Annotated in this window: 18 protein-coding genes and 1 pseudogene; 5 read left to right on the top strand and 14 right to left on the bottom strand. The window is 38.4% G+C overall.

The window, feature by feature from the left end; all coding sequences use genetic code 11:
* Nucleotides 1-53: 53 nt before the first annotated feature.
* The gene (locus tag ACIQ7N_RS12775) at nucleotides 54-935 is read left to right on the top strand and encodes an NAD-dependent epimerase/dehydratase family protein (protein ID WP_402932581.1); all 882 of its coding nucleotides are present in this window, start codon (nucleotides 54-56) and stop codon (nucleotides 933-935) included.
* 290 nt (nucleotides 936-1,225) lie between these two features.
* Here ACIQ7N_RS12775 and ACIQ7N_RS12780 read toward each other — a convergent pair whose 3' ends face one another.
* The 6 genes and pseudogenes from ACIQ7N_RS12780 to acsA all read right to left on the bottom strand — a co-directional run bounded on the left by ACIQ7N_RS12780 (nucleotide 1,226) and on the right by acsA (nucleotide 8,697).
* A complete protein-coding gene (locus tag ACIQ7N_RS12780) occupies nucleotides 1,226-2,356 on the bottom strand; it encodes an acetylornithine transaminase (protein WP_402932584.1) in 1,131 nt (376 codons plus the stop codon).
* A 155-nt stretch (nucleotides 2,357-2,511) separates the two neighbouring features.
* Complete coding sequence (gene argB / locus ACIQ7N_RS12785) at nucleotides 2,512-3,282, bottom strand: acetylglutamate kinase (protein WP_402932587.1); 771 nt, start codon at nucleotides 3,280-3,282, stop codon at nucleotides 2,512-2,514.
* A complete protein-coding gene (gene argJ / locus ACIQ7N_RS12790; RefSeq protein WP_402932590.1) occupies nucleotides 3,245-4,477 on the bottom strand; it encodes a bifunctional glutamate N-acetyltransferase/amino-acid acetyltransferase ArgJ in 1,233 nt (410 codons plus the stop codon). The genes argB and argJ overlap by 38 nt, the downstream gene beginning before the upstream one ends.
* A 50-nt stretch (nucleotides 4,478-4,527) precedes the next feature.
* Nucleotides 4,528-5,562, bottom strand: a complete 1,035-nt coding sequence (gene argC, locus ACIQ7N_RS12795) for an N-acetyl-gamma-glutamyl-phosphate reductase (RefSeq protein ID WP_402932593.1) — start codon at nucleotides 5,560-5,562, stop codon at nucleotides 4,528-4,530.
* Between the two features lie 497 nt (nucleotides 5,563-6,059).
* A pseudogene (locus ACIQ7N_RS12800) lies at nucleotides 6,060-6,503 on the bottom strand (transposase); the annotation flags it as partial.
* A 466-nt stretch (nucleotides 6,504-6,969) separates the two neighbouring features.
* On the bottom strand, nucleotides 6,970-8,697 hold the full coding sequence (gene acsA / locus ACIQ7N_RS12805; protein WP_402932596.1) for an acetate--CoA ligase: 1,728 nt from the start codon (nucleotides 8,695-8,697) through the stop codon (nucleotides 6,970-6,972).
* A 346-nt stretch (nucleotides 8,698-9,043) separates the two neighbouring features.
* Between acsA and ACIQ7N_RS12810 the strand changes: the two genes are divergently transcribed.
* From ACIQ7N_RS12810 to ACIQ7N_RS12820, 3 genes are read left to right on the top strand one after another with little or no spacing between them, the layout of a single operon-like run.
* Nucleotides 9,044-9,676 (top strand): GNAT family N-acetyltransferase, encoded by a 633-nt coding sequence (locus ACIQ7N_RS12810; protein WP_100542416.1) that lies wholly within the window; start codon nucleotides 9,044-9,046, stop codon nucleotides 9,674-9,676.
* 24 nt (nucleotides 9,677-9,700) lie between these two features.
* On the top strand, nucleotides 9,701-10,351 hold the full coding sequence (locus ACIQ7N_RS12815) for an acetoin utilization AcuB family protein (RefSeq protein ID WP_132357235.1): 651 nt from the start codon (nucleotides 9,701-9,703) through the stop codon (nucleotides 10,349-10,351).
* On the top strand, nucleotides 10,348-11,508 hold the full coding sequence (locus tag ACIQ7N_RS12820; protein WP_402932599.1) for an acetoin utilization protein AcuC: 1,161 nt from the start codon (nucleotides 10,348-10,350) through the stop codon (nucleotides 11,506-11,508). The genes ACIQ7N_RS12815 and ACIQ7N_RS12820 overlap by 4 nt, the downstream gene beginning before the upstream one ends.
* A 142-nt stretch (nucleotides 11,509-11,650) precedes the next feature.
* Here ACIQ7N_RS12820 and ccpA read toward each other — a convergent pair whose 3' ends face one another.
* A complete protein-coding gene (gene ccpA, locus ACIQ7N_RS12825; protein ID WP_132357237.1) occupies nucleotides 11,651-12,655 on the bottom strand; it encodes a catabolite control protein A in 1,005 nt (334 codons plus the stop codon).
* Between the two features lie 424 nt (nucleotides 12,656-13,079).
* Nucleotides 13,080-14,165 (bottom strand): bifunctional 3-deoxy-7-phosphoheptulonate synthase/chorismate mutase, encoded by a 1,086-nt coding sequence (locus ACIQ7N_RS12830; protein WP_248716910.1) that lies wholly within the window; start codon nucleotides 14,163-14,165, stop codon nucleotides 13,080-13,082.
* Between the two features lie 333 nt (nucleotides 14,166-14,498).
* Between ACIQ7N_RS12830 and ACIQ7N_RS12835 the strand changes: the two genes are divergently transcribed.
* On the top strand, nucleotides 14,499-16,652 hold the full coding sequence (locus ACIQ7N_RS12835; protein WP_402932603.1) for a cell division FtsA domain-containing protein: 2,154 nt from the start codon (nucleotides 14,499-14,501) through the stop codon (nucleotides 16,650-16,652).
* 52 nt (nucleotides 16,653-16,704) lie between these two features.
* On the opposite strand, the gene ACIQ7N_RS12840 is transcribed toward ACIQ7N_RS12835, so the two are convergent.
* The 6 genes from ACIQ7N_RS12840 to ACIQ7N_RS12865 all read right to left on the bottom strand — a co-directional run bounded on the left by ACIQ7N_RS12840 (nucleotide 16,705) and on the right by ACIQ7N_RS12865 (nucleotide 24,846).
* On the bottom strand, nucleotides 16,705-17,205 hold the full coding sequence (locus tag ACIQ7N_RS12840) for a YtxH domain-containing protein (protein ID WP_402932606.1): 501 nt from the start codon (nucleotides 17,203-17,205) through the stop codon (nucleotides 16,705-16,707).
* A 133-nt stretch (nucleotides 17,206-17,338) separates the two neighbouring features.
* Nucleotides 17,339-17,845: a DUF948 domain-containing protein gene (locus tag ACIQ7N_RS12845; RefSeq protein ID WP_132357241.1), complete on the bottom strand. Its 507-nt coding sequence runs from the start codon at nucleotides 17,843-17,845 to the stop codon at nucleotides 17,339-17,341.
* Nucleotides 17,846-17,954: 109 nt separating this feature from the next.
* The gene (murC, locus tag ACIQ7N_RS12850) at nucleotides 17,955-19,268 is read right to left on the bottom strand and encodes a UDP-N-acetylmuramate--L-alanine ligase (protein WP_402932609.1); all 1,314 of its coding nucleotides are present in this window, start codon (nucleotides 19,266-19,268) and stop codon (nucleotides 17,955-17,957) included.
* Nucleotides 19,269-19,495: 227 nt separating this feature from the next.
* A complete protein-coding gene (locus tag ACIQ7N_RS12855; protein WP_402932612.1) occupies nucleotides 19,496-22,855 on the bottom strand; it encodes a DNA translocase FtsK in 3,360 nt (1,119 codons plus the stop codon).
* Between the two features lie 555 nt (nucleotides 22,856-23,410).
* On the bottom strand, nucleotides 23,411-24,025 hold the full coding sequence (gene ytpR / locus ACIQ7N_RS12860; protein ID WP_402932615.1) for a YtpR family tRNA-binding protein: 615 nt from the start codon (nucleotides 24,023-24,025) through the stop codon (nucleotides 23,411-23,413).
* Nucleotides 24,022-24,846, bottom strand: coding sequence for a DUF1444 domain-containing protein (locus ACIQ7N_RS12865; RefSeq protein WP_402932618.1), 825 nt, complete (start codon nucleotides 24,844-24,846; stop codon nucleotides 24,022-24,024). The genes ytpR and ACIQ7N_RS12865 overlap by 4 nt, the downstream gene beginning before the upstream one ends.
* Between the last annotated feature and the right edge of the window lie 143 nt (nucleotides 24,847-24,989).

Here is a 24,989-nt window from a genome sequence, read left to right on the forward strand (position 1 = left end):
CCTGTTTTTTTGTCATTATAAAGGGGACTACTAATTTGAAGGGGTGGAAATAATTGAACATTTTAGTTTTAGGAGGCACTCGTTTTTTTGGTAAAAAGCTTGTTGAACTCTTTATTCAAAACGGTCATAGCGTAACTATTTTAACACGTGGACAAAGCGGGAATCCTTTTGGCACAAAGGTGAAGCAGCTAATCGTTAATCGAGATGATGCCGATTCGTTGTCACAGGCACTATCCAATACAACATGGGATATTGTCTATGATAATATTTGCTATTCTCCTAACGAAGCTCATAAAATATGTAAAATTTTAGAAAGTAAAACAAAAAAGTTCGTTTTTACATCTACTCTATCAACCTACGAAATAGACGGCATTGTCAAAACAGAAGAAGATTTTAATCCATATGATTATGAAGTTCGGATGGGGAACCGTGAAGATTTCTCATATGGAGAAGGTAAGCGTCAAGCAGAGGCAGTGCTTTTCAAAGAAGCCACATTCCCTGTTGTCGCTGTACGTTTCCCGATTGTTATGGGGGAGAACGACTATACACGCCGTTTACATTTTCATGTTGAACGAGTTTTACAGGAACAGCCTATTTCATTACCAAATATCGAAGCAAAAATGAGCTTTATCACGGATGATGAAGCAGCTGCATTTTTATATTTTGCTGGCATTACACCAATTGAAGGACCTTATAATGCCACAGCTGCAGGTGCAATTTCGTTAAAGGATTTGCTTGGGCTTATTGAAGAAACGACTGGAAAGTCTGCGAAAATTTCTCTGGTAGGTAACGATGAAATGTCGCAGTCACCATATGGAGTTCCGGCAGATTGGTATATGTCAACTACAAAGGCAGAAGCTGCAGGCTTTACATTTAGTCAACTTCATGATTGGCTCCCTACCCTAGTGAAAACTTTAGTAAAAGAGCTACAATAGGATTTTACTAAACTACCCAAAAGTTGCGGATGCCATTTTTAAAAACGTATTCTGATTGGAGTGGAGGCTGGGCGACTCCTTGGGGATTAGCTGAGACTTTGGAGCGATGAAGCGCCCCAGGAAGCGTTGCTCTGTGTGAAAGCGCAGCGGCAGCAACAACAAAGCGCCCAGCCAGAACGGAAATCAACCTCATGTTATGATGTTAAGTCTTTTTTGATAAGCATTAAAACAATCTGCTAGAATTCTTACAAAGAAATTCTAGCAGATTCATTTCCATCGTATTCCAGATACTAAAACAGTATCGTTTTTAAAATCGCAATTGCCTCATCTATTTCCTCTGTTGAAACGGTCAATGGTGGTAGTAGACGAATAACATTTGGTCCTGCCCCTACTAATAATAAGCCATTTTTCTCTGCTGCAGCTATATACGGGGTTACCTCATTATCGCCACAACCAATGCCAAGAAGTAAACCTTGGCCTTGTACCGTATATGTAGACGGTAGATTCTCCTTCAACTGCTTAACAAAATACGAAGATCGCTCCTGCACATTTTGTAAAAAAGCAGGCTCAAAAACATGATTAAGCACGGTTTCAGCAACACTCATCGCAAGTGGGTTTCCACCGAATGTTGTCCCATGTGTGCCAGGACTAAATGTATCAAATAGCTCGGCTGTTCCTAGCATTCCACCAACCGGGAATCCTCCACCTAGCCCTTTTGCCAATGTCACGATATTTGGCTTTAAAATCGTTTGCTCATAGGCATATCTTGTCCCTGTTCGTCCAATACCTGTTTGAACTTCATCGATAATTAGTAATATTCCTTTGTCGTCACAGGCTTTAGCGATTGCTGCAGCAAATTCTGGTGATACACTATTAACTCCGCCCTCACCTTGAATCATTTCAAGCATAATTGCTGCCACAGACTCGTCAATCGTTGCTTCAAGTGCTGCCACATCATTAAAAGGAAGAATCGTAAATTTTTCAACAAGCGGTCCGAAGCCATTATGTACACTGTCCTGACCTGTTGCGGACATCGCTCCAAAAGTTCGCCCATGAAAGGATTTTTCAAAAGTAATAATATGATTTTTTCCGGTATGCTTGCGTGCGAGTTTGATGGCAGCTTCATTTGCTTCCGCCCCACTATTACAGAAAAATGCATAAGAAAAGTGTGTATCTGCTATTAATTTTTGTGCAACCTTTTCCTGACCGGGAATATCAAATAAATTAGAAATATGCCAAAGTTTTTTACTTTGATCATGAATAGCCTTCACGATTGCAGGATGTGCATGACCAAGACTTACTACAGCGATTCCACTTGTAAAATCTAAATATTTTTTCCCAGCCGAATCTTCTACAACAGTTCCTTGCCCTTTGACAATTTGGGCGCGGCGCTTGCCATAGTTTCCAAATAAAGCACTCATTTTATCAACTCCTACTAAGTTTGCTATAACAATCATTTTCCCTAAACAACTATATTGTTCCTTTTATACCATTAGAATGCCCACCCTATCTATGAAGAAGAAGAATGACTGTTACTGGTGAGGATGAAGGGAAACTTTACTTATTCGAGTTTTCTTCAACTCCCGGATAAAATCGTCGTACCCACTAAGGATTCTCCAACAATTTGCACGGATGGAATACCTGCACTTAAGCATTCGAGAGCTCCTTGAACTTTAGGTATCATCCCACCATAAATATGCCCCTCCTCAATCCATTGATTGATAGAGGAGCGTGTTGCTTTCGGTTGATATTCATCATTAATTCGAATACCACTTACATCGGTTACTAGTAATAGGCTATCCGCATCTATCGCTAATGCTATTTCACTTGCTATCGTATCTCCATTAATATTTAATGCCTGACCATGTTCATCTGATCCCACGCAAGCAATAACCGGTACAACCCCGGCACTCATTATTGCTTCTAGCAAAGATGTATTGATGGCTTTCACTTCACCAACAAAGCCGTATACATCTTTATCAAGAAAATCTGCTAAAATTAACTGACCATCAAAGCCGTTTAATCCAATTGCAGCAATGCCAGAAGTTGTTAATTCATGAACAAGCGCAGGATTGACCTTCCCTATTAACGTTGACTGTACAATATCCATTGCAGCTTTGCTCGTGACACGAATACCATTTAATGCATGTGATTCTATTCCGCGCACCGCTAGTTCACGGTTAATGGCTGGGCCACCACCATGGGTAATAATAAGCTCTATGCCGCTTTCTTGGAGTTTTTTAAAATTCTCAAAAAACGACTCATTTAAGCCATCTAACGTACTTCCACCAAGCTTAATGACCATTCGTTTACGAGCGGTATGAGGCATTGATTTGAACGTAGTCATAAGTGAGATCACATCCCCAAGCATGCCCTTTGCCTTCCCCAATATCAAGAGACACATAAATTTTCACTTCATGCATTTTTAAAATTTGAATTAACTCATCTTCCGAAAATGGCACTGGTTCACCATTTTCAACCATTGTTACACCGCCAATTTGAATCGTAATTTTTTCCGAATCAACCGTTGCACCACTATAGCCTACAGCGGCAATAATACGTCCCCAGTTTGCATCACAGCCAAATACAGCCGTTTTCACAAGTGGTGAACCAACTACTGTTTTAGCAATTTTACGTCCTTCTTCATCCGAAAATGCCCCTTCAACTTCAACCTCAATCAGCTTCGTAGCACCCTCACCATCTTTAGCAATCATTTTCGCTAAGTCCTCAGCTACTGTTTTCAATGTATAGTAGAAGTTTTGCCAATCTGGATGGTCAGGAGTTAAAGCAGCGTTTCCTGCTAAGCCGTTTGCCATGACAACTACTGTGTCATTTGTAGATGTATCCCCATCCACTGTAATTGCATTAAACGTCATATTTGTTATATCAGCTAATGTAGCCTGTAGAACATCTGATTCAATATTTGCATCTGTCGTAATAAAACCTAGCATTGTTGCCATATTCGGTTCAATCATACCTGACCCTTTTGCTACACCAGCGATAATAATCTCTTTATCATCAACAATAGTACTGTAACTTGTGTTTTTCATAACCGTATCTGTTGTCATAATCGCTTGTGCAAAATCAATAGCACTTTCTAAATTATCCTTTGGCTCTAACTGATTAATCCCATTTGCCAGTGGCTCCATATTCATCATTTCACCGATGACACCAGTTGAGCAAACACCCACTAAATTTGCCCCAATACCTAGCTTTTCTGCTATGAGGGCCTGCATTGTTTGGGCGTCTTTTACACCTTGCTTTCCTGTACATGCATTAGCATTTCCGGAGTTGACAATCATCGCCTGCATTTTCTTCGTTGTGTAGACAACCTCTTTCGTTACTTTTAATGGTGCTGCCTGTACAGCGTTCGTTGTAAAGACACCTGCTACACTTGCGGGTACTTTACTAACTAACACAGCTAAATCTTTTTTCTTATGCTTTAAACCACAATGTAAACCCGCAGCTTTAAAGCCCTTTGGTGAAACAATATTTTTACTCGATAATTTTTTCATAATACTTGTGGATGCTACTAATGTCATAAAATCTCCCCCTTAGTTAATCAATTTTACAAAAATTCACTCCAAATAAGTTACAAAAAGAACGGCACCACATCTAATCCTGTTGTTTGTGGTAAATCAAATTGTACGTTCATATTTTGAATGGCTTGCCCTGCAGCACCTTTGACTAAATTATCGATGACGCCAACAATTGTGGCACGATTCGTACGGCTATCAACCTTCACCAAAATGTCGCAATAGTTCGAACCTTTTACACGGTTTGTTCCTAGACTATTTACATCTGTAACGATCCGTACAAACGGATGCTTTTCATAGGCATGCTGTAAACAAGCTACTAGCTGATGCTCTGTAACACCAGACATAACAGGTGCATAAGAAGTAGATAAAATCCCCCTAGTCATTGGCACTAAATGAGTATTAAAAGAAATAGTTGTATTAACCCCTGCAAACATCGAAATGGCCAGCTCGATTTCCGGTATATGCTGATGTGTATTCATTTTATAGATTGAAAAGTTTTCGTTTACCTCACTAAAATGCGTTGTTTGCGATGGTTTATTTCCAGCCCCTGAAATCCCACTTTTCGCATCAATCACTAAAAAGCTTGAATCAATCAATCGTTCTTTTAGCAATGGTAACAACGAAAGTAAAACGGCTGTTGGATAACATCCTGGATTTGCGATAAGAAGAGCATGTTGAATATTTTCTGCATTCCATTCAGTTAAGCCATAAACACTTTGTTGAATAAATTTTAATGGCGCCGCTTTTTTACCGTACCATGCTTCATAGCATGCTGGATCTTGTAAACGAAAGTCACCAGACAAGTCTATTAATTTAGGACCTTTCCCCACCAATGGCGGTAATAGCTCACTTGTTACTCCTGAAGGTGTACTTGTAAAAACAACATCAAATTCCTCCAAAGTCCTATAATCAATTTTTTGTAAAGGTGTATCGGCAATATGGACGAGATGACCAAACTTAGAAGAAAAAATAACGCCTTCTTCTGAAGATGTGAATAAATCGATCCGTTCCACCGCTTTATGATTATGTAAAAATCGAATAAGCTCTAATCCACCGTATCCGGTTGCACCAACAATCCCTACTTTCAATGCACTCACCTCTGAATTAAGTTAAAATTAGTATACGTCTGCATATTTATTAAGTCAACTGAATTTTTATTTATTTATTTAATTTTCACAAACTTCATTCAATGAATGATTTTAAAAAAGTTTGGATAACTACACGCTATAAAACAAAGAGAATACTCAAAAAAAAGCTTATCTTTTATAAAGTATTGGGGGCGTCCGATGAGCCGCTTCACTCACGTTGTGATCGCTCCAAGGTCTCGGGCAAACACGATGTTGGTCACGAAGGCGTTATCACAGGATGTGATGCTTTTAGCCTTCGTTCCTCTATTGCTGATCCCCAAGGAGTCGCCCAGCCTCCACTCCAATCAACTAATATACAAGGCATACGATTTAACAAATGTGATTTCCTACTTTTGATGATATGCTCCAAGTAAATTTACTTACTTGAATCAATTTCATAAATCATATTTTCCAAGAGTTTAGACTACTCCTATTAAGAAAACTTACGTTTATAAAAATTATGCTGCTTGAGTTTGTGTCTGTAATAAAGCATTCAGACGATCTACTGCCAACTTGCAGGCATTATAGATAAAAGTCACCAGATTGAAGTGAAGTTTCGCCTTTCTTCTTGTTCTTTGACGGACATTGTTTAACTGAAAATATTGCTTTAGGTATGCATTTACACGTTCAACGGCTGTGCGCTCTTTATACAGTTGTTTCCATAGTTCAGGGCCACGTGCTGGATACGTAAATTTCCGTAAATCATTGTTACACTTGATTTTGAAAACCTTCTGACAGAGTGAATCATCACGTAACGGACAGGTTGCACATTCCTTTGGCATTGTGAATTTTAATGTTCAGTACTTTTCATCGAAGTTGTGGTAACAGTAGCTGTGTTTACGTACACATGTCGGTCTGAAATGCTCATCAAATCCAAGATACTCGCCTTCGTTGCGGATATTCCGTCGCTCTGGCTCTACTTTCCGTCACTTCGCCTATTCCTTCCGTCGCTTTGACTCTTCCTTCCGTCGCTTTGACTCTTCCTTCCGTCGCTTCGACTAAAAACTATTCTTAAAAAAGATCCTCAAGCAGATATTTTACAAAATGATCAATTAATCTATATAAAAGCATCCGATCAAGAATCTCTAAAAAAGGGTGATTTTATAAAAGAAGACAAAATTGGAGAAATAAAAAAACGAGGACATCCACTCTATTTTTCAAAGATTTTTATGCTACTAAACTGCCAGTTGGATCTGAAATTTTCGCTACAAATGCTCATGACACTTACACGATTATTGTCGAAATAGATGGTAAGTAAACATTATATACGGCGCTAGTAGAGGGCTAATGCTCCCCTACATATAACTGGCAGTAAAAAAAACAAAGCAGGAATTTTTCGTCGGCCGAACAAATTCCTGCTTCTTATAATTAATCTTCCATCGTAGATAAATCACCAGTTGGTAAATTTAACTCCCACGCCTTTAACACACGACGCATAATCTTACCACTGCGTGTTTTTGGTAGCTTATCCTTAAATTCAATTTCACGTGGTGCTGCATGTGCAGATAAACCTTTCTTAACAAAATTACGAATATCCTCTATCAATGTATCTGAAGGTTCAACACCTTCACGTAATGATACAAAAGCTTTAATAATTTCACCTCGGACAGGATCTGGCTTTCCAATCACCCCTGCCTCTACTATATCGGGATGCTCTAGTAGCTTACTTTCTACCTCGAAAGGACCTACCCGCTCACCAGCTGTCATAATCACATCATCAACACGCCCCTGGAACCAGAAGTAACCATCATCATCCATATAGGCAGAGTCCCCAGACACATACCATTCACCTTTTAAGAAATAGGATTCATAACGCTCTGGATTTCCCCAAATTTGACGCATCATTGCAGGCCAACCACGTCGAACGGCTAAATTCCCCATTGTAAAAGGTGGTACTTCATTACCAGCATCATCAACAATTGTCGCATGAACACCTGGTAATGGTTTACCCATTGAGCCTGGCTTAATATCCATAGAAGGATAGTTACAAATCATATGCGCACCGGTTTCTGTCATCCACCACGTATCATGTATACGGTGACCTAGCTCATCTGTCCCCCAACGAATTACCTCTGGATTTAACGGCTCACCAACAGATAAAATATGGCGTACCGAAGATAGATCATAATTCTCAAGCATACCACTACCAGCACCCATTAACATTCTGAAAGCAGTTGGTGCACTATACCAAACTGTTACACTATAATCTTCAATAGCTTGGTACCAAGCTTGTGGTGAAAATCTCCCACCAACAATTAGCATTGTGACACCATTTAACCATGGACCAAAAATGCCATATGCTGTACCTGTCACCCATCCTGGATCGGCCGTACACCAGTAAATATCATCCTCACGCAAATCTAATACCCATTGTGTAGATTGATATTGTTGAAGCATTGCATTATGAACATGCAATACGCCCTTTGGAGCTCCAGTTGATCCAGAAGTATAATGAAGAATCATACCGTCCTCTCTGTCCACCCATTCAATATCAAATTGAGAAGGTGCTTCTTTCAAGCGTCTATTGAAATCTAAAATTTGTGGTGTTTCCTCTACATCAGATCCTACTAAAAAGACGTACTGCAAATGCGGTAGCTTCGCTAAAGGTACACGTTCAAGTAACTCTGGTGTTGTCACTAATACTTTAGCTTCGCTATCTACAAGTCTGTCATAAACTGCACCTTCCATAAATGCCTCGAATAGTGGACCTACAATTACACCCATTTTCAATGCGCCTAATAAAGAAAAATAAAGCTCCGGTGAACGCGGCATAAAAATAAATAATCGATCACCTTTTTCTAAATTTGTTGCTGCTTTAAAAACATTGGCTGCTTTATTCGTCAGCTTTTTCATTTCATTGAAAGAATAAGTCTCTTTACGCTTTCCATCATTAAAATAAAGTGCAACTTTGTTTTTTCGATGTGTTTCTGTATGACGATCAATTGCCTCATATGCCATATTTACAAGCCCTGTTTCATACCAACTAAATCCCTTTTCTGTCTCTTTCCAATCATGAGTTGCCGCAGCTTTCTCATAATCAAGTAAATTATATTGCCCAGGTAAAGCATTCAACTTCTCCAACATTTTCATCCCCATGAAAATACCCCTCTCTTTGCTATTGCCTTAGTACATTAGTAAGCAAATTTCAAATCGTCGTAATGTCATTATTTTTCCCTTCAAAATTCACCACCTTCTCCAAAGACAACTACGTTATGTAGCATTTGTTATACAACAGTTTAAGCAGTGTAAAAATAGTGAATGCCTATTCACACTATATTCATCTGTTGAATAACAGATGCGATATACAACTATTTTACACGAATTCATTAATAATGTCTTAATATTTATATTTTTCCGAAAATGCAGGTATATTTTGCAAAAGATAGCGTTTTTCCGCAGGAAATCAGCTATAATGAAACTATTAAACTCAGGTGGTGTCATTATGGAACACAAAAAAACTTTTTTTTCTGTCACAAAGGAAACAAAGCATGGTACTGTGTATGTGGAAGGACCTGTTCCTCCAGAAAAATTAGCTACATATTCATTCCACGAAGGCTTGGTTGCTTTTAGACCTCCAAAGCAACAGCAGCAAGCCATTATAGAAATTGCAGGACTTCCTGAAGGACGAATTATTATTATTCGAAATGAAAACATTATTGTAGGCTACGTCACTTATCTATATCCCGATCCACTCGAACGTTGGGCGGAGGATCGAATTGATAACATGATTGAACTAGGTGCTATTGAAGTCATTCCAGACTATCGTGGTACAGGTGCTGGTAAAGCACTACTAGCCGTATCTTTTATGGGAGATGAAATGGAAGACTATCTTGTTATCACTACCGAGTATTATTGGCATTGGGACTTAAAAGGGACTGGTTTAAACGTTTGGGATTATCGAAAAATGATGGAGAAAATGATGGGCTCTGCCAACTTCGAATATTTTGCGACAGATGACCCTGAAATTACATCACATCCCGCTAACTGCCTGATGGCACGTGAAGGCAAACGCGTGCCTCCTGAGACAATGGAAAGATTCGATAGACTTCGCTTTAGAAATCGCTTCATGTATTAAAACCAACACAAAGGGGATGAGTATATGATCGTAGAAGAAATTATGAATGATGAGCCATACACGCTGGCTCCGACAAACACAGTGGTTGAAGCGCTGAAGTTCATGCGTGAGAAAAAAGTACGTCATTTACCAGTTGTAGATGAGGAGTATCATGTTCTTGGGGTGATCACTGAAAGAGATATTAAAGAGGCATTGCCTTCCTCGTTACGGGATGAGCCTAATTCTCCAGTTTTTAATGCAAAAGTGGAAGAGATTATGATTAAAAATCCAATTGTCGGTCATCCACTTGATTTCGTGGAGGAAGTAGCTCTTACTTTTTATGAATCTAAAATAGGCTGTTTACCAATTGTCTCCGGAGGAAAATTAGTTGGGATTGTCACTACTACCGATTTACTCTATACATACTTAGAGTTAACAGGTGCCACTGAACCTGGCTCAAAAATAGAAATTCGTGTATCCGATACACCAGGAATATTATTTGAGATTACTAAAATTTTTCGTAAACACCATGCAAATGTCCAAAGCGTCTTAGTTTATCCCGACTCTGAAAATACGCAAAATAAAATTTTAAGTATCCGAGTAAAAACTCTCAATCCATTAGCTATGATTGAAGAACTTCGTAAAGAGGGCTTTGATGTATTATGGCCTAATTTGCCAGGTGTTTCATTACAATGAAAAAAGCAGTATTTATATACTCACCAGAGCAACTCGGATATAAATTTTCAGATACCCATCCTTTCAATCATAAACGCTTGACGCTTACAATGGATTTGTTAAAGAATATTGATGCTCTTGATGATTTAAATATCGTGCCAGCTCGTGTCGCAACAGAGGAAGAACTTTTACTTGCACATGATCCAAAATATATTGAAATCGTTAAAAGAGCAGGACATGGTGAGCTTTCAGAGGCACAATGTGAAAGCTATGGCATAGGCACCGAAGATACACCCATTTTTGAAAATATGCACGAAGCAAGTGCACAGCTTGTCGGTGGAACATTAACAGCTGTCGATTATGTTATGGAAGGAAAAGCCGAGCACGCTCTCAATTTAGGGGGAGGGCTACACCACGGCTTCCGTGGCCGTGCATCAGGTTTTTGTATTTATAACGATAGTACAGTAGCTATTCGCTATTTGCAGGAAAAATACAATGCTCGTGTACTTTATGTAGATACCGATGCCCATCATGGAGATGGGGTGCAATGGAGTTTTTACGAGGATCCAGATGTTTGTACATTATCTATTCATGAAACAGGGCGCTACCTTTTCCCCGGAACTGGGAATATTACGGAACGCGGAAATGGACAGGGCTATGGCACTTCTTTTAATTTTCCAATTGATGCTTTTACAGAAGATGAGAGTTTTCTAGAAATCTATGAAAAAGCTATGCGAGAAGTCTTTGAATTTTTCAAGCCGGATGTTGTGTTAACGCAAAACGGCGCAGATGCACATTATTTTGATCCACTAACACATTTATATGGAACAATGAACATTTATAGAGAAATTCCAAAACTTGCGCATAAATTAGCACATGAATATTGTGGGGGGAAATGGATTGCCGTTGGCGGTGGAGGCTATGACATTTGGCGTGTTGTGCCTCGAGCATGGTCGATGCTATGGCTTGAAATGACAGATCAGCAATTACCAACAGGGCCTCTACCTCAAGCTTGGTTAGATCGTTGGCAGCCTGAAGCACCAGTGCCTTTTATTCCAACTTGGGAGGATCCAAATCCATTGTATGAGCCAATCCCTCGAAAGGCCGAGATTGAAGAGAAAAATGCGCAAATGCTAACCAAAGCGCTTCATGTTATTCGCAATGAAAAACACGGTTAACACTATGCCTCACGACAATCGTGAGGCTTTTTATTTTTACTTTAGTCCTCTATCTTCTGGCGTTCTAGCCATCATTTTCGGCTTTCAATCCGTCTATAAAAAAACACGCAAATCCATTATCAGATTTACGTGTTAATTACTGTTATTTACTTTTGACAGACTGTCGATGTTCAATACGATGAGGCAAAATAACCGCTTCGTCCTCAACAGGCTCTTTGTTCATCAATTTAGTCAGCAAACGCATTGCAACAGCTCCGATATCGTACAGTGGTAATGCGACACTTGTTAGCTGTGGACGAACCATGCGTGCTAATTTTGAATTTTCAAAGCTGATTACTTCGATATCCTCAGGTACATCTTTACCTGCATCCTGTGCACCATGAATCAAGCCAATTGCTAATTCATCACTACCTGCAAAATAAGCAGTTGGAGGATTTTCAAGTGAGGATAATGATTCCCACGCCTCTAAGCCCATATCATAGCTCGATTCTTCAGCAGCGATAAGTGATTCATCTATAGGTAAACCTGCGTCTTGTAAAGCTTTTTTATAAGCTTCAAGTTTGAATTTTCCATTAATAGTATACGTAAGTGGACCTGTTACGAAAGCGATTCGCTTATGGCCATTTTGAATAAGTAATGTAATCGCCTCATAAGCTGCTTGGAAATAATCAATGTTAACAGTCGCAATTGTTTGCGATTCATCTACTGAACCTGCAAGCACAATTGGTACAGGTGAATGATCCATAGTTTGTTGCATTTTTTCAGTTACTTCATCACTCATCATAACAATACCGTCAACCTGTTTTCCTAGCATTGTATCCAGTAACTGAAGCTCTTTATCTTCATGTTGGTCTGAGTTGGCTAAAATAATATTGTAACGATACATTGTTGCAATATCCTCTACACCACGTGCCAGCTCCGCATAAACATTGTTTGCAATATCCGGGATAATCACGCCAACTGTTGTTGTTTTCTTACTTGCTAATCCACGCGCTACTGCGTTTGGACGGTACTCTAATCGTTCAATTACTTCTAATACTTTTTTCCGTGTTGCCGGTTTTACGTTTTGATTACCATTGACTACACGAGAGACCGTTGCCATCGAAACATTTGCTTCTCTTGCAACATCATAAATTGTAACAGTCATCGTACGTGCCTCCCTTTTTTCCTTTTATAGCCTTATCATACGATAATTTTCATATTCTTTTCAAGAAGCAGTATGTACATGAAAAGAAAAACCAAGTACAAATAGTACTTTTCTAGTCATTATTTTGTCACTATATAGTAAACACCGCCTGCCGATTAAGGCAAGCGGTGTTTATCAACACATCAATTATGCCCCGGCATAATTGCGTCTGACATCGGCTTTGTGCTTAAGCCTGCTGATGTTTTTTGCGCGAAAGCGTAGTGCTAACGCAGCGGCACAGCAACGTGTTTTTTTCCTGCGCGAAAGCGAAGCGGCAGCGACAACAACACCGATGTTGGTCACTCAGTCGTTGCCACAGGACGTGGCGTTGTTAGACTGAGTTTCTCTATTTCAGCGAGTGTGTTTGGACACCCGCTGAAAGAAGTTAAGCATTGATTTCATGGCTCTTCATGAATTTTTGTAATGTTTCGTAGAAAGCATCAAATGTTGGGATATCCATTTGTTGTTGTGAATCAGAAAGTGCTACAGATGGATCTGGATGCACCTCTGCCATTACGCCATCAGCTCCAATAGCAATTGCTGCCTTAGCACATGGTAATAGTAAATCACGACGACCTGTTGAATGTGTTACGTCTACAAGTACTGGTAAATGCGTTTCTTGTTTTAAAATTGGTACAGCAGAAATATCTAATGTGTTACGAGTTGCTTTTTCGTAAGTACGAATACCACGCTCACAAAGAATGATGTTCTCATTTCCTTTAGACATAATATATTCTGCTGCGTGAATGAATTCATCAATTGTCGCCGCTAAGCCTCTTTTTAAAAGTACAGGTTTATTTGTTGCACCCGCTGCTTTTAATAATTCGAAGTTTTGCATATTACGTGCTCCAATTTGGATAACATCAATGTAATCTAAAGCTTCCTCTAAATGACCTGGTGTAACGATTTCCGTAATAACGCCTAAACCATATTCCTCTGACACACGTTTCAAAATTTTAAGTCCTTCTAATCCAAGACCTTGGAAGTCATATGGGGAAGTACGTGGTTTATAAGCGCCGCCACGAATTAACTTTTCACCTTTTGCTTTAATAGATGCTGCTACTGCTGCTACTTGCTCGTATGATTCTACAGCACAAGGTCCAAATACGAAAGATGGTTTTCCTTGGCCAATTAGCTCACCATTCACATTAATGACAGTATCTTCTGATTTTTTCTTACGAGAAACAAGTAATTCTTTTTTCTTATCCGCTTCAAGTTGTTTTAAAGCAGTTTTAAAGATTTGCTTAAATATATAGTCAACCGTCATTTGGTTTAACGGACCTTGATTGTGCTCTTTAATAAGATCAAGCATATGGCGTTCACGTAATGGATCATAGCGATTTACACCTTGTTTTTCTTTAATCTTACCGATTTCATCAACTACTGCTGCACGTTCGTTAATTAGACGAAGAATTTCTAAGTTTAAACCGTCTATTTGACTACGTAAGCTTTCTAAATCTTTTTGGCTCATGTTTCTTGCTCCTCTCCTCACGACAGACACTTTCAGAACTCTGAAATGTATGTTACATTTTTAGATATTAGCAACATTATAATCAATGTTGCACTGAATGTCACGCATTTTTAATTTAGCGCTTCAACTCGCTAAATTATATTAACATATTACGAGAAAGGAAGCGAGTACAAAGACTCCTTTCCGCTTCGTGACATCCACCGGAGGCTTTATGCCAACAAGATATTGGTCACTCAGGCGTTTTCACAGGATGTGTTTTTAGCCTGAGTTCCTCTATGCCAGCTGTATTTGCTGAAAGCAAGTTAATATATTACGAGAAAGGAAGCGAGTACATTGTGTTCAAAATTATTTGCACTTGATATCGGTACACGTTCTGTAGTAGGCATTATTTTAGCTGAAGATAATGACCGTTTTCACGTGGAAGACATCTTGGTAAAAGAACATAAAGAACGGGCCATGGTTGATGGTCAAATACATAATGTCATGTATGTGGCAGATTTAATCAATGAAATTAAACATGAACTTGAAGAGAAGCATGGTCCTTTAAAAAAAGTGAGCGTCGCTGCGGCTGGTCGCTCCTTAAAAACAGAACAAGCAAGCGTGACGATCAATATACGTAATCGACCAATCTTTACGGAGGAAGATATAAGTCGTTTAGAACTGCAAGCTGTTCAACAGGCACAGCAACAGCTTCTTCAACATAAAGAAGACGCTAAAATAAGCCACTATTATTGCGTTGGTTATTCAGTTTTATACTACCGTTTAGATGGCGAAGAAATTGGTAGCCTACTCGATCAGCAAGGTGATGAAGCACAAATTGAAGTTATTGCTACGTTCTTGCCACGAGTTGTCGTAGAATCACTTATCGCGGCTCTTAAACGCGCGGAATTAGAGATGGATGCACTAACTTTAGAACCTATTGCAGCTATTAATGTACTTATTCCCCCAACAATGCGTCGTTTAAATGTGGCACTTGTTGATATTGGTGCTGGTACATCTGATATTGCCATTACCGATAAAAGCACTGTTGTCGCATATGGCATGGTACCAACAGCTGGTGATGAAATAACAGAGGCTTTAAGTGACCATTACTTACTCGACTTCCCTGTTGCTGAAGAAGCGAAGCGTCAACTGCAAACAGAAGAAAACATTTTAATTCAAGATATTTTAGGCTTTGATCAATATTATCCGAAACAAGAGGTTCTTCAAGCAATCGAACCTGCTGTTAAGCAACTCGCAAAAGCTATTGGAGAAGAAATTTTACGCCTGAATAATCAGACTGCTCCTAAGGCGGTAATGCTAGTCGGTGGAGGTAGCTTAACGCCAAATCTTACAACTGAACTTGGACTAGTACTAGATTTACCTGCCAATCGCATTGCCGTTCGAGGGATTGACGCCATTCAAAACTTAACGAGGGAAGATCATATTAAAGCATCTCCTGAATTGGTGACCCCAATCGGTATTGCCATTGCAGCAAAAAAAATGCCTATTCAATATATGAGTCTAACTGTCAATGAACAAGTAGTTCGCCTTTTTGAATTAAAGGAAATGACCGTTGCAGATGCATTTTTAGCAGCCAATATTCGAGCAAAGCAATTATATGGAAAACCCGGTCATGGATTATCAGTGAATGTTAATGGACAAGATATTTTCATCCCTGGCGGTCACGGTCAACCGGCAGAAATTTTAGTGAATAGTCATCCGGCATCCACAAAAACGATGATTAAAACAGGCGATGCCATCCAGCTAATTGAAGGCCAAGACGGTCAGCCAGCTAATGCTACGGTGAGAGATATTGTAGATGATGCTGCCATTAAAACAATTACAATTCAACATACGAAATATGTCATCGAACCACAAATAACTGTTAATGGTTCTCCGACATCACTCGATAGCGCATTAAATGATCGAGATGTTGTGATGTTTGAAATAGCTGAAACAGTCGAGGATGTATTTAAGCTCACAAATAATTTGGAGTTATTAAAACAATTTGAGTCATTTTATATTCAAGTGGACGGAAAACCACTGTATTTACCAGAGTTTTCAGCTCAATTAATGATTAATGGTAAACCAGCTAAAATGTCATATGCTGTCCAAGACGGTGATGTACTTACATTTCAGCAACAAACATTCCCTACTGTTCAACGGATTGCTGACCAAATGAATGTTTTACTTGAGGATAAAATTGTCATCCATTTTCAAAACGAGGTGTTAGAGCTGAAAAGGATGGCCAACGAAGTTCTCGTTAATCATGTAGTGGTTTCACCTCTTTCAACTGTTCCAAATGGAGCAATAATTTCGTTTAAAGAAAAAGATCGAAGTCGTTGGATATACCAGGATGTGTTCCGTTTTTCTAATTGGCAACTACCTACTACATTTAAAGGTAATTTTACAATTTTACGAAATGGCCAACCGGCAAGCTTTGATATGGAGATTTTCGGCGGGGATAAATTAGAGATTTTACTAGAAAATGCGCCAATATCTTAAAAAAAGGGATACGTTACATCTTATCTACGATGTAACGTATCCCTTTTAGCTATTAAGCGCGAACTTCTTCACTTTTTTCTTCAGCTTGTTCCTTTTTTTCACTAGCATCCTCTGCTTTAGGTTCTTCACTAGAAATGAAATCTTCCAGTGGTTCTTCACCCTCAAAAGAAACAGTACCATCGTCAAAAACAGTTGGTGCTTTTGCTGATTTTAATGTTTTTACTTTCTCTACTAATTGTGTAGATTGTTCTTGAATTTGTTTAGATAATTGAACCGTTTTATCTTTAGCAGTTGTCGAGAAATCTGCACTCTTATCTTTTAAGTTAACAGCTTGTACTGCTACATCGCTACGTAAATCTTTTCCTGATTTTGGAGCTAGCAATAAGCCTGCAGCTGCCCCTACTATACCCCCAACTAATGCGCCAATAACAAAATCCTTCATGTTCACTCGCTCCTCTTCATAGATCGACTCTTGCGGTTGATAAAGCTGTGGCAATGAACTTTCAAGTTGTTGTTCCTTCACTTCATTATAATTTGGCTTTTGAGTTGTCATGCAACAATTCCTCCCCATCTTATTATCTAATTTGTTTAGACTAGTTGTCCATCTGCTTTCGCGGATGCATTCTACAACATATGCCTAAATTTTATTTTTATTCCGGTGACATGTAATGCCTACCGAATAATTATTATTTTTTACGGCCCCATTTTCTTCTCGATTTTTCCGACTGCTCTGATTCAGAAGAATAAACATCTTCTTGAATCACCTCATTGGCCTGATCAATAATTTTGCGTTTCTTCCACTTATCTGCAATGCCCATTGCAACATTACTCCATTGAACAACTTGTGCAATTTTTTCTTCATTTTGTTCCACAGTTTTAGAAATTGAAGAAGTAATTTGCTGTACAGATGTATTTAATCCATTCACAGAGTCGCCAATTCCTTTAACTGCATGAACAACGGAATTTAACTGTTCAGATTTTTCTTGAATATCCTCTGCCAAGCTATTTGTTTTGGATAGTAAGGAAGTTGTTTCACGTGTAATACCTTCCATTTGTCCTTCAATACCTGATAATGTTCCAGCTAAACTGTTAAGAATTGGTTTGAGCGAAAATAATGTCATCCCAACGCTCACACAAAAAATTAAAAAACCAATTGCTGCAATGATTGCTGCAATATACAAAATAACTTCCATAACTAGACCTCCTGCAAGTAAAAATTCTTTTTACTATTACTTTCCTTATATTCGACAAAAAAAACTGAATTCCTCCTCATTTTGAGAAAAACAGCTTATTCCTTGCGGATTAAGCTGTTTCGTTATTCTTTAGCACGTCTTCAAAAGCATCTTGGAATTTGTGAACATCGCCAGCGCCCATAAATAAAAATACTGCGTCCTTATGCTTTGTTAACACTTCAATTCCTTCAGTGGTAATCACTGCACTGCCTTCAATTAAAGACGCTAAATCTTGGATTGAAAGTGCGCCTTGTGTTTCCCTTGCAGAGCCAAAAATATCACATAAATATGCTGTATCCGCAAGACTTAGACTATCTGCAAAATCCTGTAAAAAAGCTTGTGTACGTGTAAATGTATGTGGTTGGAAAATAGCTACTAGCTCACGATCCGGAAACTTTTGTCGTGCTGATTGAATCGTTGCACGGATTTCAGTTGGATGATGCGCATAGTCATCTATTAAAACATTATTCCCAATATTCGTTTCTGTAAAACGTCTTTTTACACCTTTGTATGTGTTTAAACGTTCTTGAACGATGTCTGGTGAAATACCTTCATATTGGCAAAGTGTAATAACAGATAACGTATTTAATACCGCATGATCCCCAAATAATGGGATAAAGAATGTGCTATAAAATTCATTGCGGACAAATACATCAAATTTTGTACCCTTAGTTGTTTTTTCAACATTACGAGCCTCAAAATCATTTTCAGCCCCAAAACCGTAATAAACAACAGGCACCTTCGCTTGAATACGTTGTAGATGTTCATCATCACCGCAAGCAATAATTGCTTTTTTAACCTGTAGTGCTAATGATTGAAATGCTGAATAAACATCCTCTATGTTTGCAAAGTAGTCTGGATGGTCAAAATCAATATTTGTCATTACAGCGTAATCGGGATTATACGCTAAAAAGTGTCGACGGTATTCACATGCTTCCATCACAAAGAAGTCAGCATTTTCATGTCCAGCTCCTGTTCCATCACCGATTAAATAAGAAGTTGGTTTATACCCACCTACAACATGAGCCATCAAGCCTGTTGTAGATGTTTTACCATGTGCACCAGTAATAGCAATCGACGTATAATTACCGATATATTCACCTAAAAATTTATGGTAGCGAATAACCTCTACACCGATTTCACGAGCACGCTCTAATTCAGGATGGTCATCAGGAAATGCGTTCCCTGCAATAACTGTCATACCTTCTTTAATATTATCTGCATTAAATATAAAAATTGGAATATTACGATCACGTAACGGCTGTTCCGTGAAAAAATATTTATCAACATCTGAGCCCTGTACTTGTTCACCAGCATCAAATAAGATTTGTGCAAGTGAACTCATGCCAGAACCTTTAATGCCTGTGAAATGAAAAACTGTCATCAATTAAACCCCCCGGGAATTCAATATCCCTTCTATCATCTATTAGGTGTATCGTATTTTCCACCAATTATTAGGTATTAATACCTTTGTAAGTACTAAAAAATACGTACTAATCTTCATATCTCGTCTATTATAGCACTATTTATGCATAAGGATAAATGTGTAACTTTTCTAAAAATACTAATTTCGACGTGAATAAGATAATCTATACGAAAACAATGTAATTCTTATTCAAACATAGCAATTAAATCTTCTTCTGTAATATAACTTTCTCGTGGTTTACTGCCCCGTGCCTCGGACACAAAGCCATGTGATTCCAACATATCGATTAAACGAGCAGCACGATTATAGCCAATATGGTATTTACGCTGAATTAAGGAAGTAGAGGCTCCTCCTTGCTCATAAACAAATCTACATACATCCTCGAACAGTTCATCTTGCTCAGCGGAAACCTCAGTCTTCTTTAAAAGTTCCTCTTGATCGAATATATAATCAGGCTCTCCTTGCTCACGAACATGCTCAATAATTGCTTCAATTTCATCATCTGTCACAAATGTCCCCTGCAAACGAACAGGAGCAGACATACCATTACCTAAATATAACATATCGCCTCGTCCAAGCAATCTTTCTGCACCTTGTGCATCTAAAATTGTACGTGAATCGATTTGTGAAGATACCGCAAAAGCAATACGTGTAGGAATATTTGATTTAATAAGCCCTGTAATAACGTCAACAGACGGTCTTTGCGTTGCAACTATTAAATGGATACCACAAGCACGTGCCTTTTGGGCAATACGACAAATCGCCTCCTCTACATCTGCAGGAGACATCATCATTAAATCTGCTAATTCATCAATGACAATTAGAATATACGGTAATTTTAAGCTATGTTCATTATTTTTATCCGCAATTGCATTATAACGTGTAATATCACGTGCGCCCGCATGCGCAAATAACTGATAACGACGTTCCATTTCCTCCACTGCCCATTTCAGTGCAGCAGTAGCAGCCTTTACATCAGTGATAACCGGGCTAACTAAATGCGGAATATGATTAAAAGGTGCTAATTCTACCATTTTAGGATCGATAAGCATCAGCTTTAATTCATGTGGTGCAGCTTTATATAATAAACTAACCAAAATGGAATTGATACAAACCGATTTACCAGAACCTGTGGCTCCGGCAATTAATCCATGTGGCATTTTTCGTAAATCAATAGTTACAGGCTTCCCTGTTAAATCCAGACCCAATGCTGCTTCTAACGGTGAATCTGATTCGAGGAAAGAAGCACTATTTGTCACTTCCGATAATCGAACAGCGCGAGATACACGGTTCGGTATCTCAATGCCAATTGAGCTCTTCCCAGGAATCGGTGCTTGGATGCGGATGTCTTTCGCTGCCAATGCAAGCTTCAAATCATCTGAAAGATTGCGGATTTTGCTAACCTTTGTACCATGACTCACAGTTATTTCAAATTGTGTCACGGCAGGCCCTTGCATAATGGATTCTATTTGAGCAGAGACTTGGAAATAAGACAAAGCTTCGACCAATGTATCTCCCTGTTGCTCCATCCACTCAGTATCTTGTGTTTTTTCCTCAGGTGGCTCTAAAAACTCATCATCTGGCTTTTGATACACATGAACAGGCTTCCGAGGCGTTTCCTGTACTTGATCTTCCACAAATGTTTCAGCTAAAATGGAAGGTTGCTCTAAATACTTCTCATTATCAATAGAATGTTCCTCAGGAATATCTAAATTCTCAGTAGTAACCTTCTGTTCAGTAGCCGTTGCTACTTCCATTTCGGTAGTCGCTGAAATTTCATCGAAGCTCTCTACATCAATCACTGTTTTTTCTAATGTCGAAACGTTAGACATTGATGTGACTGGTGCCATTGTAATGACTGATACACTCTCTGTTGCAGCATTGAATGGAACAGTATTTTCAATAGAAACCTCGTTTTCTTCTGTCGACTGTGTAGCTGTTTTTTTGTCCATCTCTAACTCACTAATTTCTAAACCTATAGATTGTGAATTTTGTGCTTTTTCGGATGCAATAATATTTTCAATAGAAACCTCGTGTTCCTTCGTCAACTGTGTAGCTGTTTTATTGTCCATCTCTACCTCGCTAATCCCTAAATCTATAGATTGTGGAATTTGTGCTTTTTCGGATGGAGTAGTATTTTCAATAGAAACCTCGTGTTCCTTCGTCAACTGTGTAGCTGTATTATTGTCCATCTCTAACTCACTAATTTCTAAACCTATAGATTGTGGATTTTGTGCTTTTTCGGATGTCACTATGTGCTGTTCTACTTCCGAATGATTAAGCTCAGATGAAGGCTCCTGTTTTTCTTGATTTTTGTCAACAATTGTTGATGTCGACTTCATATTTTTAAATTGCTGTTGGATTCTCCATTTCTCTTTATCAGTTTTTAGCATTAAAACATTAAATGGAATGCCACTTTTTTCTTTCTTTTCTACCGATTGCTCTTCTAAAGGTAGTTCTTCTATAGACTGTTCTTGCAACACGTCTTGCTTTTCATCTTCCTTCATTGGTGGCTGGACTACTGTAACTTCACCAATGTGGATGGTCGAATTTTCGATTTGTACTTGTTCTACAACTACTTCTTTCACATGGATTTCTGATTGGTCAGATGAAAGTTGTTCAATATTCAGCTCCTGTTGAACGGCTTCTTTCATTTGATTTTCAAATTCTACAGCAAAAGAAGTTGTTTGCGGTACAGGTAATTCCGTCGTCGTTTTATTATGATGATTTGTTTCGTCTGTTAATTTATCTTCAAAAGTAATCGGTTGCTTAGCAGGTACTTCGATTTTTTCATTGATGTCAAGCTGTTCAGATTCATCTTTCAGAACTGCGCTAATAGGCTCTTTTTCTTCTAGTATATTTTCAATAGCCTCATTTGTTGTCGTTTCTTTTAAAGCCTTAGAAGCTGTAGGTATTGCTAACTCCTTCTTGTCGTGCTCTTCCTTCCGTTTCTCTAATAATTGCTCAATTGGACTTGGCCTAGAAAAACCATAAACCGGTGACGGAACATCACTTGGTACAAAACGCTTGCGATTTTCAATTAAAGCACTTTCATCTGCTTTTTCTAATTGATAATTCGTAACTTTAGGTGAAGTCGGTAAATCATTTTGCGCATCTCGAAAAACAAGACTTGCTTTTGAACGATTCTCCTGTTCAGGCCGACTTCGTGTAATCGTTGTTCTACCAGTTCTCTTCGTCCGATTTGCTAATAAATCTCGAATACCTGAAACCTCAACATCGTAAACACTCGAATCCACAATATGATTATTTAAATGCTTCGGTAGCGATAAATCTTCAATTTGTCCGGAGTAAGCATCATCCATTTGATTAAATGCTGCCTTTGATGATGGTGAAGGTGAAGCTGAAAATTCCTCATCCTCAATTAACGGAAAACGAAAAGTTTTTTGTTTTGCTATGGGTGTTTCTTTATATGAATCCAACTGCTGTGATTGTTCTTCTTCATAGTCTTCATAAAACTCTTCATATTCGTAATCATTGTCATCTTTATTTAAAAATTTATTCATTTGTTTTTTTAACCAATTCACATTGTTCACTCATTTCTCTTACACTTCATTTATAGCATTAACTAAATCAATTATGCCTCGGCATAATTGCGGCCGGAGGCTTTGTTGCGCGAAAGCGTAGTGTTAACGTTTAGCGTCTGCCGCATGATGTTTGTCACTCGGTCGTTGCCACAGGACGTGGCGTTCCTAGACTGAGGTCTTCTATTTCAGCGGATATTTAGACCCCTGCTGAAAAGTAGCCTAAATCTGCTTCATCTCACCACCTATAAAGGTAGAAGACTTCTGTAGCTGACGCTTTGCTTTCGGTATAAAAAAACAATTGTTGCTGTCGCTACAGAAAATACTTGCTGAAAAAAGTTAAATGTCTATAACAAAAAGCATACCATAAAAGTGTAATAGAAACTTGCATTAAGAGGCTCATTCTAGATAAAAAAATCGTTATGTTACTAGCATAATAGTAGCATAACGATTTTAAGTACATATAATCAATTTTCACTTAGCAAATTGTTGCTGTCGCTGCGCTTTCGCACAGAAAACATTTGTTGCTGTCGCACAGCTAAACAGCTTTCGAAGGCTTTATCTTGTTGGTGCCTCAAACGCACTACCAGTTATCGCATCTTCCGGTAATACTAAAATTCCTTTTTCAGAAGGTGCATTTGGTATTGCTAATTCGCGTGCTGAACATAACATACCGTATGATTCAACACCACGTAAATTACCTTCTTTAATAAGCATTCCAGAAGGCATTACTGCACCAATTTTTGCAACAACAACCTTTTGACCTGCTTCCACATTTGGCGCGCCACATACAATTTGTAATGTTTCTTCACCTACGTTTACAGAACAAATACTTAATTTATCAGCATTTGGATGCTTGTCCTTCGTTTCTACATAACCTACAACAAATTTTGGAGAAAAATCTACATCAAGGCTGATTACAGCTCCATTTTTTGATATAGCTGCCTCTAGTTGCTCTACTAATTCTGGCGTAACTTCAACTAGACCTTTTGCATCAGTTTGAATATAGTTGCTAGCATTAAATAAATTAAATGCTTTAATTTCTCCCGTTTGTGCTTCCTTTAAAATAGCGATATCACCCGCACGTTCTAACTCTGTCTTCACGATCGATTCTGTTGCTAATTGTACTAGCAATACATCTCCTACATGCTCTTTGTTGTAAAATACATTCATTGTTTCTCTTGCTCCTTTTTAACTCTGTTTTTTGCTAATATAAAGATCGGTTCTAGCTCCCCGTCTTCATAAATAAAAGATAATGACGTAATCGGTACAGTACCGACAGCGAAGAAATGCATTGTCATCTGCGCTAATACATCATACCCTGTTTCATTACGAATATCACCTACTATTAATACATCCTGATGTGGTACAGATAACGTCATGTCACCTTCAATGTTAGTCTGCATTTCTTTCAAAAAGCTTTCATTTAAAATACGACTTGCATCGTAGCCATCATTAGCATTAACAAAATAAAAAATATTCCCTGCAACTTCATCTTTTTTATAAACGGTTGGCAGTTGCTTTACAGAAAATCGTGCCATTTCACGAATTTGCTCTACTGTTAATTGTAGTACCTCTAACATAGATTCATCAATAAAACGATAGGTTTTTCCTAAATCAAGCGCATAAAAAATACGTGTTTCGGCTGTATGTTCAGTAGTAATGAATGCATGCCCCTCCTTCGAGGCTTTAGGGTAGGATGTTGCGCGAATAACTGGATAAATTTTTGTAATAGCTTGGAATCCTTGTTCCATTTCTTGTTCCATTGCATTAAAGGTTTGCTCGATTGTATAAACAACTTCATCGATTGCAGCCCCTTGCTTATCGTTATATTTTGCTAAAATGCCTGGTAAAGATAGCTCCATCCCTTTACCAATTTTTTTATGGTTAAGGCGTAATTTATCGTGCTTTTTATCAAATTCAAAATCAAACTTTCCCTCATTCAAATGTTGTTTTAATAGGGTCACAAGTTGTTCTGATTTAATTTGTTTCACCTAGCTCACATCCTTTCTTTTAAATTAATTTATTTTTGCGTAATGACCGCTGTCGCGCAGAAATAAATTGTCACAGGTTGTGACGTTTACTCCAGCCAATCTGGGTATCCTTTCCCCTTATTAGCTTTTGAGTACAGAAAAAA

Origin of the sequence: Lysinibacillus sp. NPDC095746 (assembly GCF_044763535.1) — a bacterium.
Classification (GTDB): Bacteria; Bacillota; Bacilli; order Bacillales_A; family Planococcaceae; genus Lysinibacillus.

Excerpts from the sequence above, each read along its gene's own strand:
- murC (WP_402932609.1), bottom strand. The coding sequence starts at position 19,268 with ATGACAGTTTTTCATTTCACAGGCATTAAAGGTTCTGGCATGAGTTCA.
- argB (WP_402932587.1), bottom strand. The coding sequence starts at position 3,282 with ATGACTACGTTCAAATCAATGCCTCATACCGCTCGTAAACGAATGGTC.
- ytpR (WP_402932615.1), bottom strand. The coding sequence starts at position 24,025 with ATGAATGTATTTTACAACAAAGAGCATGTAGGAGATGTATTGCTAGTA.
- acsA (WP_402932596.1), bottom strand. The coding sequence starts at position 8,697 with ATGGGGATGAAAATGTTGGAGAAGTTGAATGCTTTACCTGGGCAATAT.
- argJ (WP_402932590.1), bottom strand. The coding sequence starts at position 4,477 with ATGACATTAGTAGCATCCACAAGTATTATGAAAAAATTATCGAGTAAA.
- ACIQ7N_RS12780 (WP_402932584.1), bottom strand. The coding sequence starts at position 2,356 with ATGAGTGCTTTATTTGGAAACTATGGCAAGCGCCGCGCCCAAATTGTC.
- ACIQ7N_RS12810 (WP_100542416.1), top strand. The coding sequence starts at position 9,044 with ATGGAACACAAAAAAACTTTTTTTTCTGTCACAAAGGAAACAAAGCAT.
- ACIQ7N_RS12845 (WP_132357241.1), bottom strand. The coding sequence starts at position 17,845 with ATGGAAGTTATTTTGTATATTGCAGCAATCATTGCAGCAATTGGTTTT.
- ACIQ7N_RS12840 (WP_402932606.1), bottom strand. The coding sequence starts at position 17,205 with ATGACAACTCAAAAGCCAAATTATAATGAAGTGAAGGAACAACAACTT.
- ccpA (WP_132357237.1), bottom strand. The coding sequence starts at position 12,655 with ATGACTGTTACAATTTATGATGTTGCAAGAGAAGCAAATGTTTCGATG.
- ACIQ7N_RS12830 (WP_248716910.1), bottom strand. The coding sequence starts at position 14,165 with ATGAGCCAAAAAGATTTAGAAAGCTTACGTAGTCAAATAGACGGTTTA.
- ACIQ7N_RS12815 (WP_132357235.1), top strand. The coding sequence starts at position 9,701 with ATGATCGTAGAAGAAATTATGAATGATGAGCCATACACGCTGGCTCCG.
- ACIQ7N_RS12820 (WP_402932599.1), top strand. The coding sequence starts at position 10,348 with ATGAAAAAAGCAGTATTTATATACTCACCAGAGCAACTCGGATATAAA.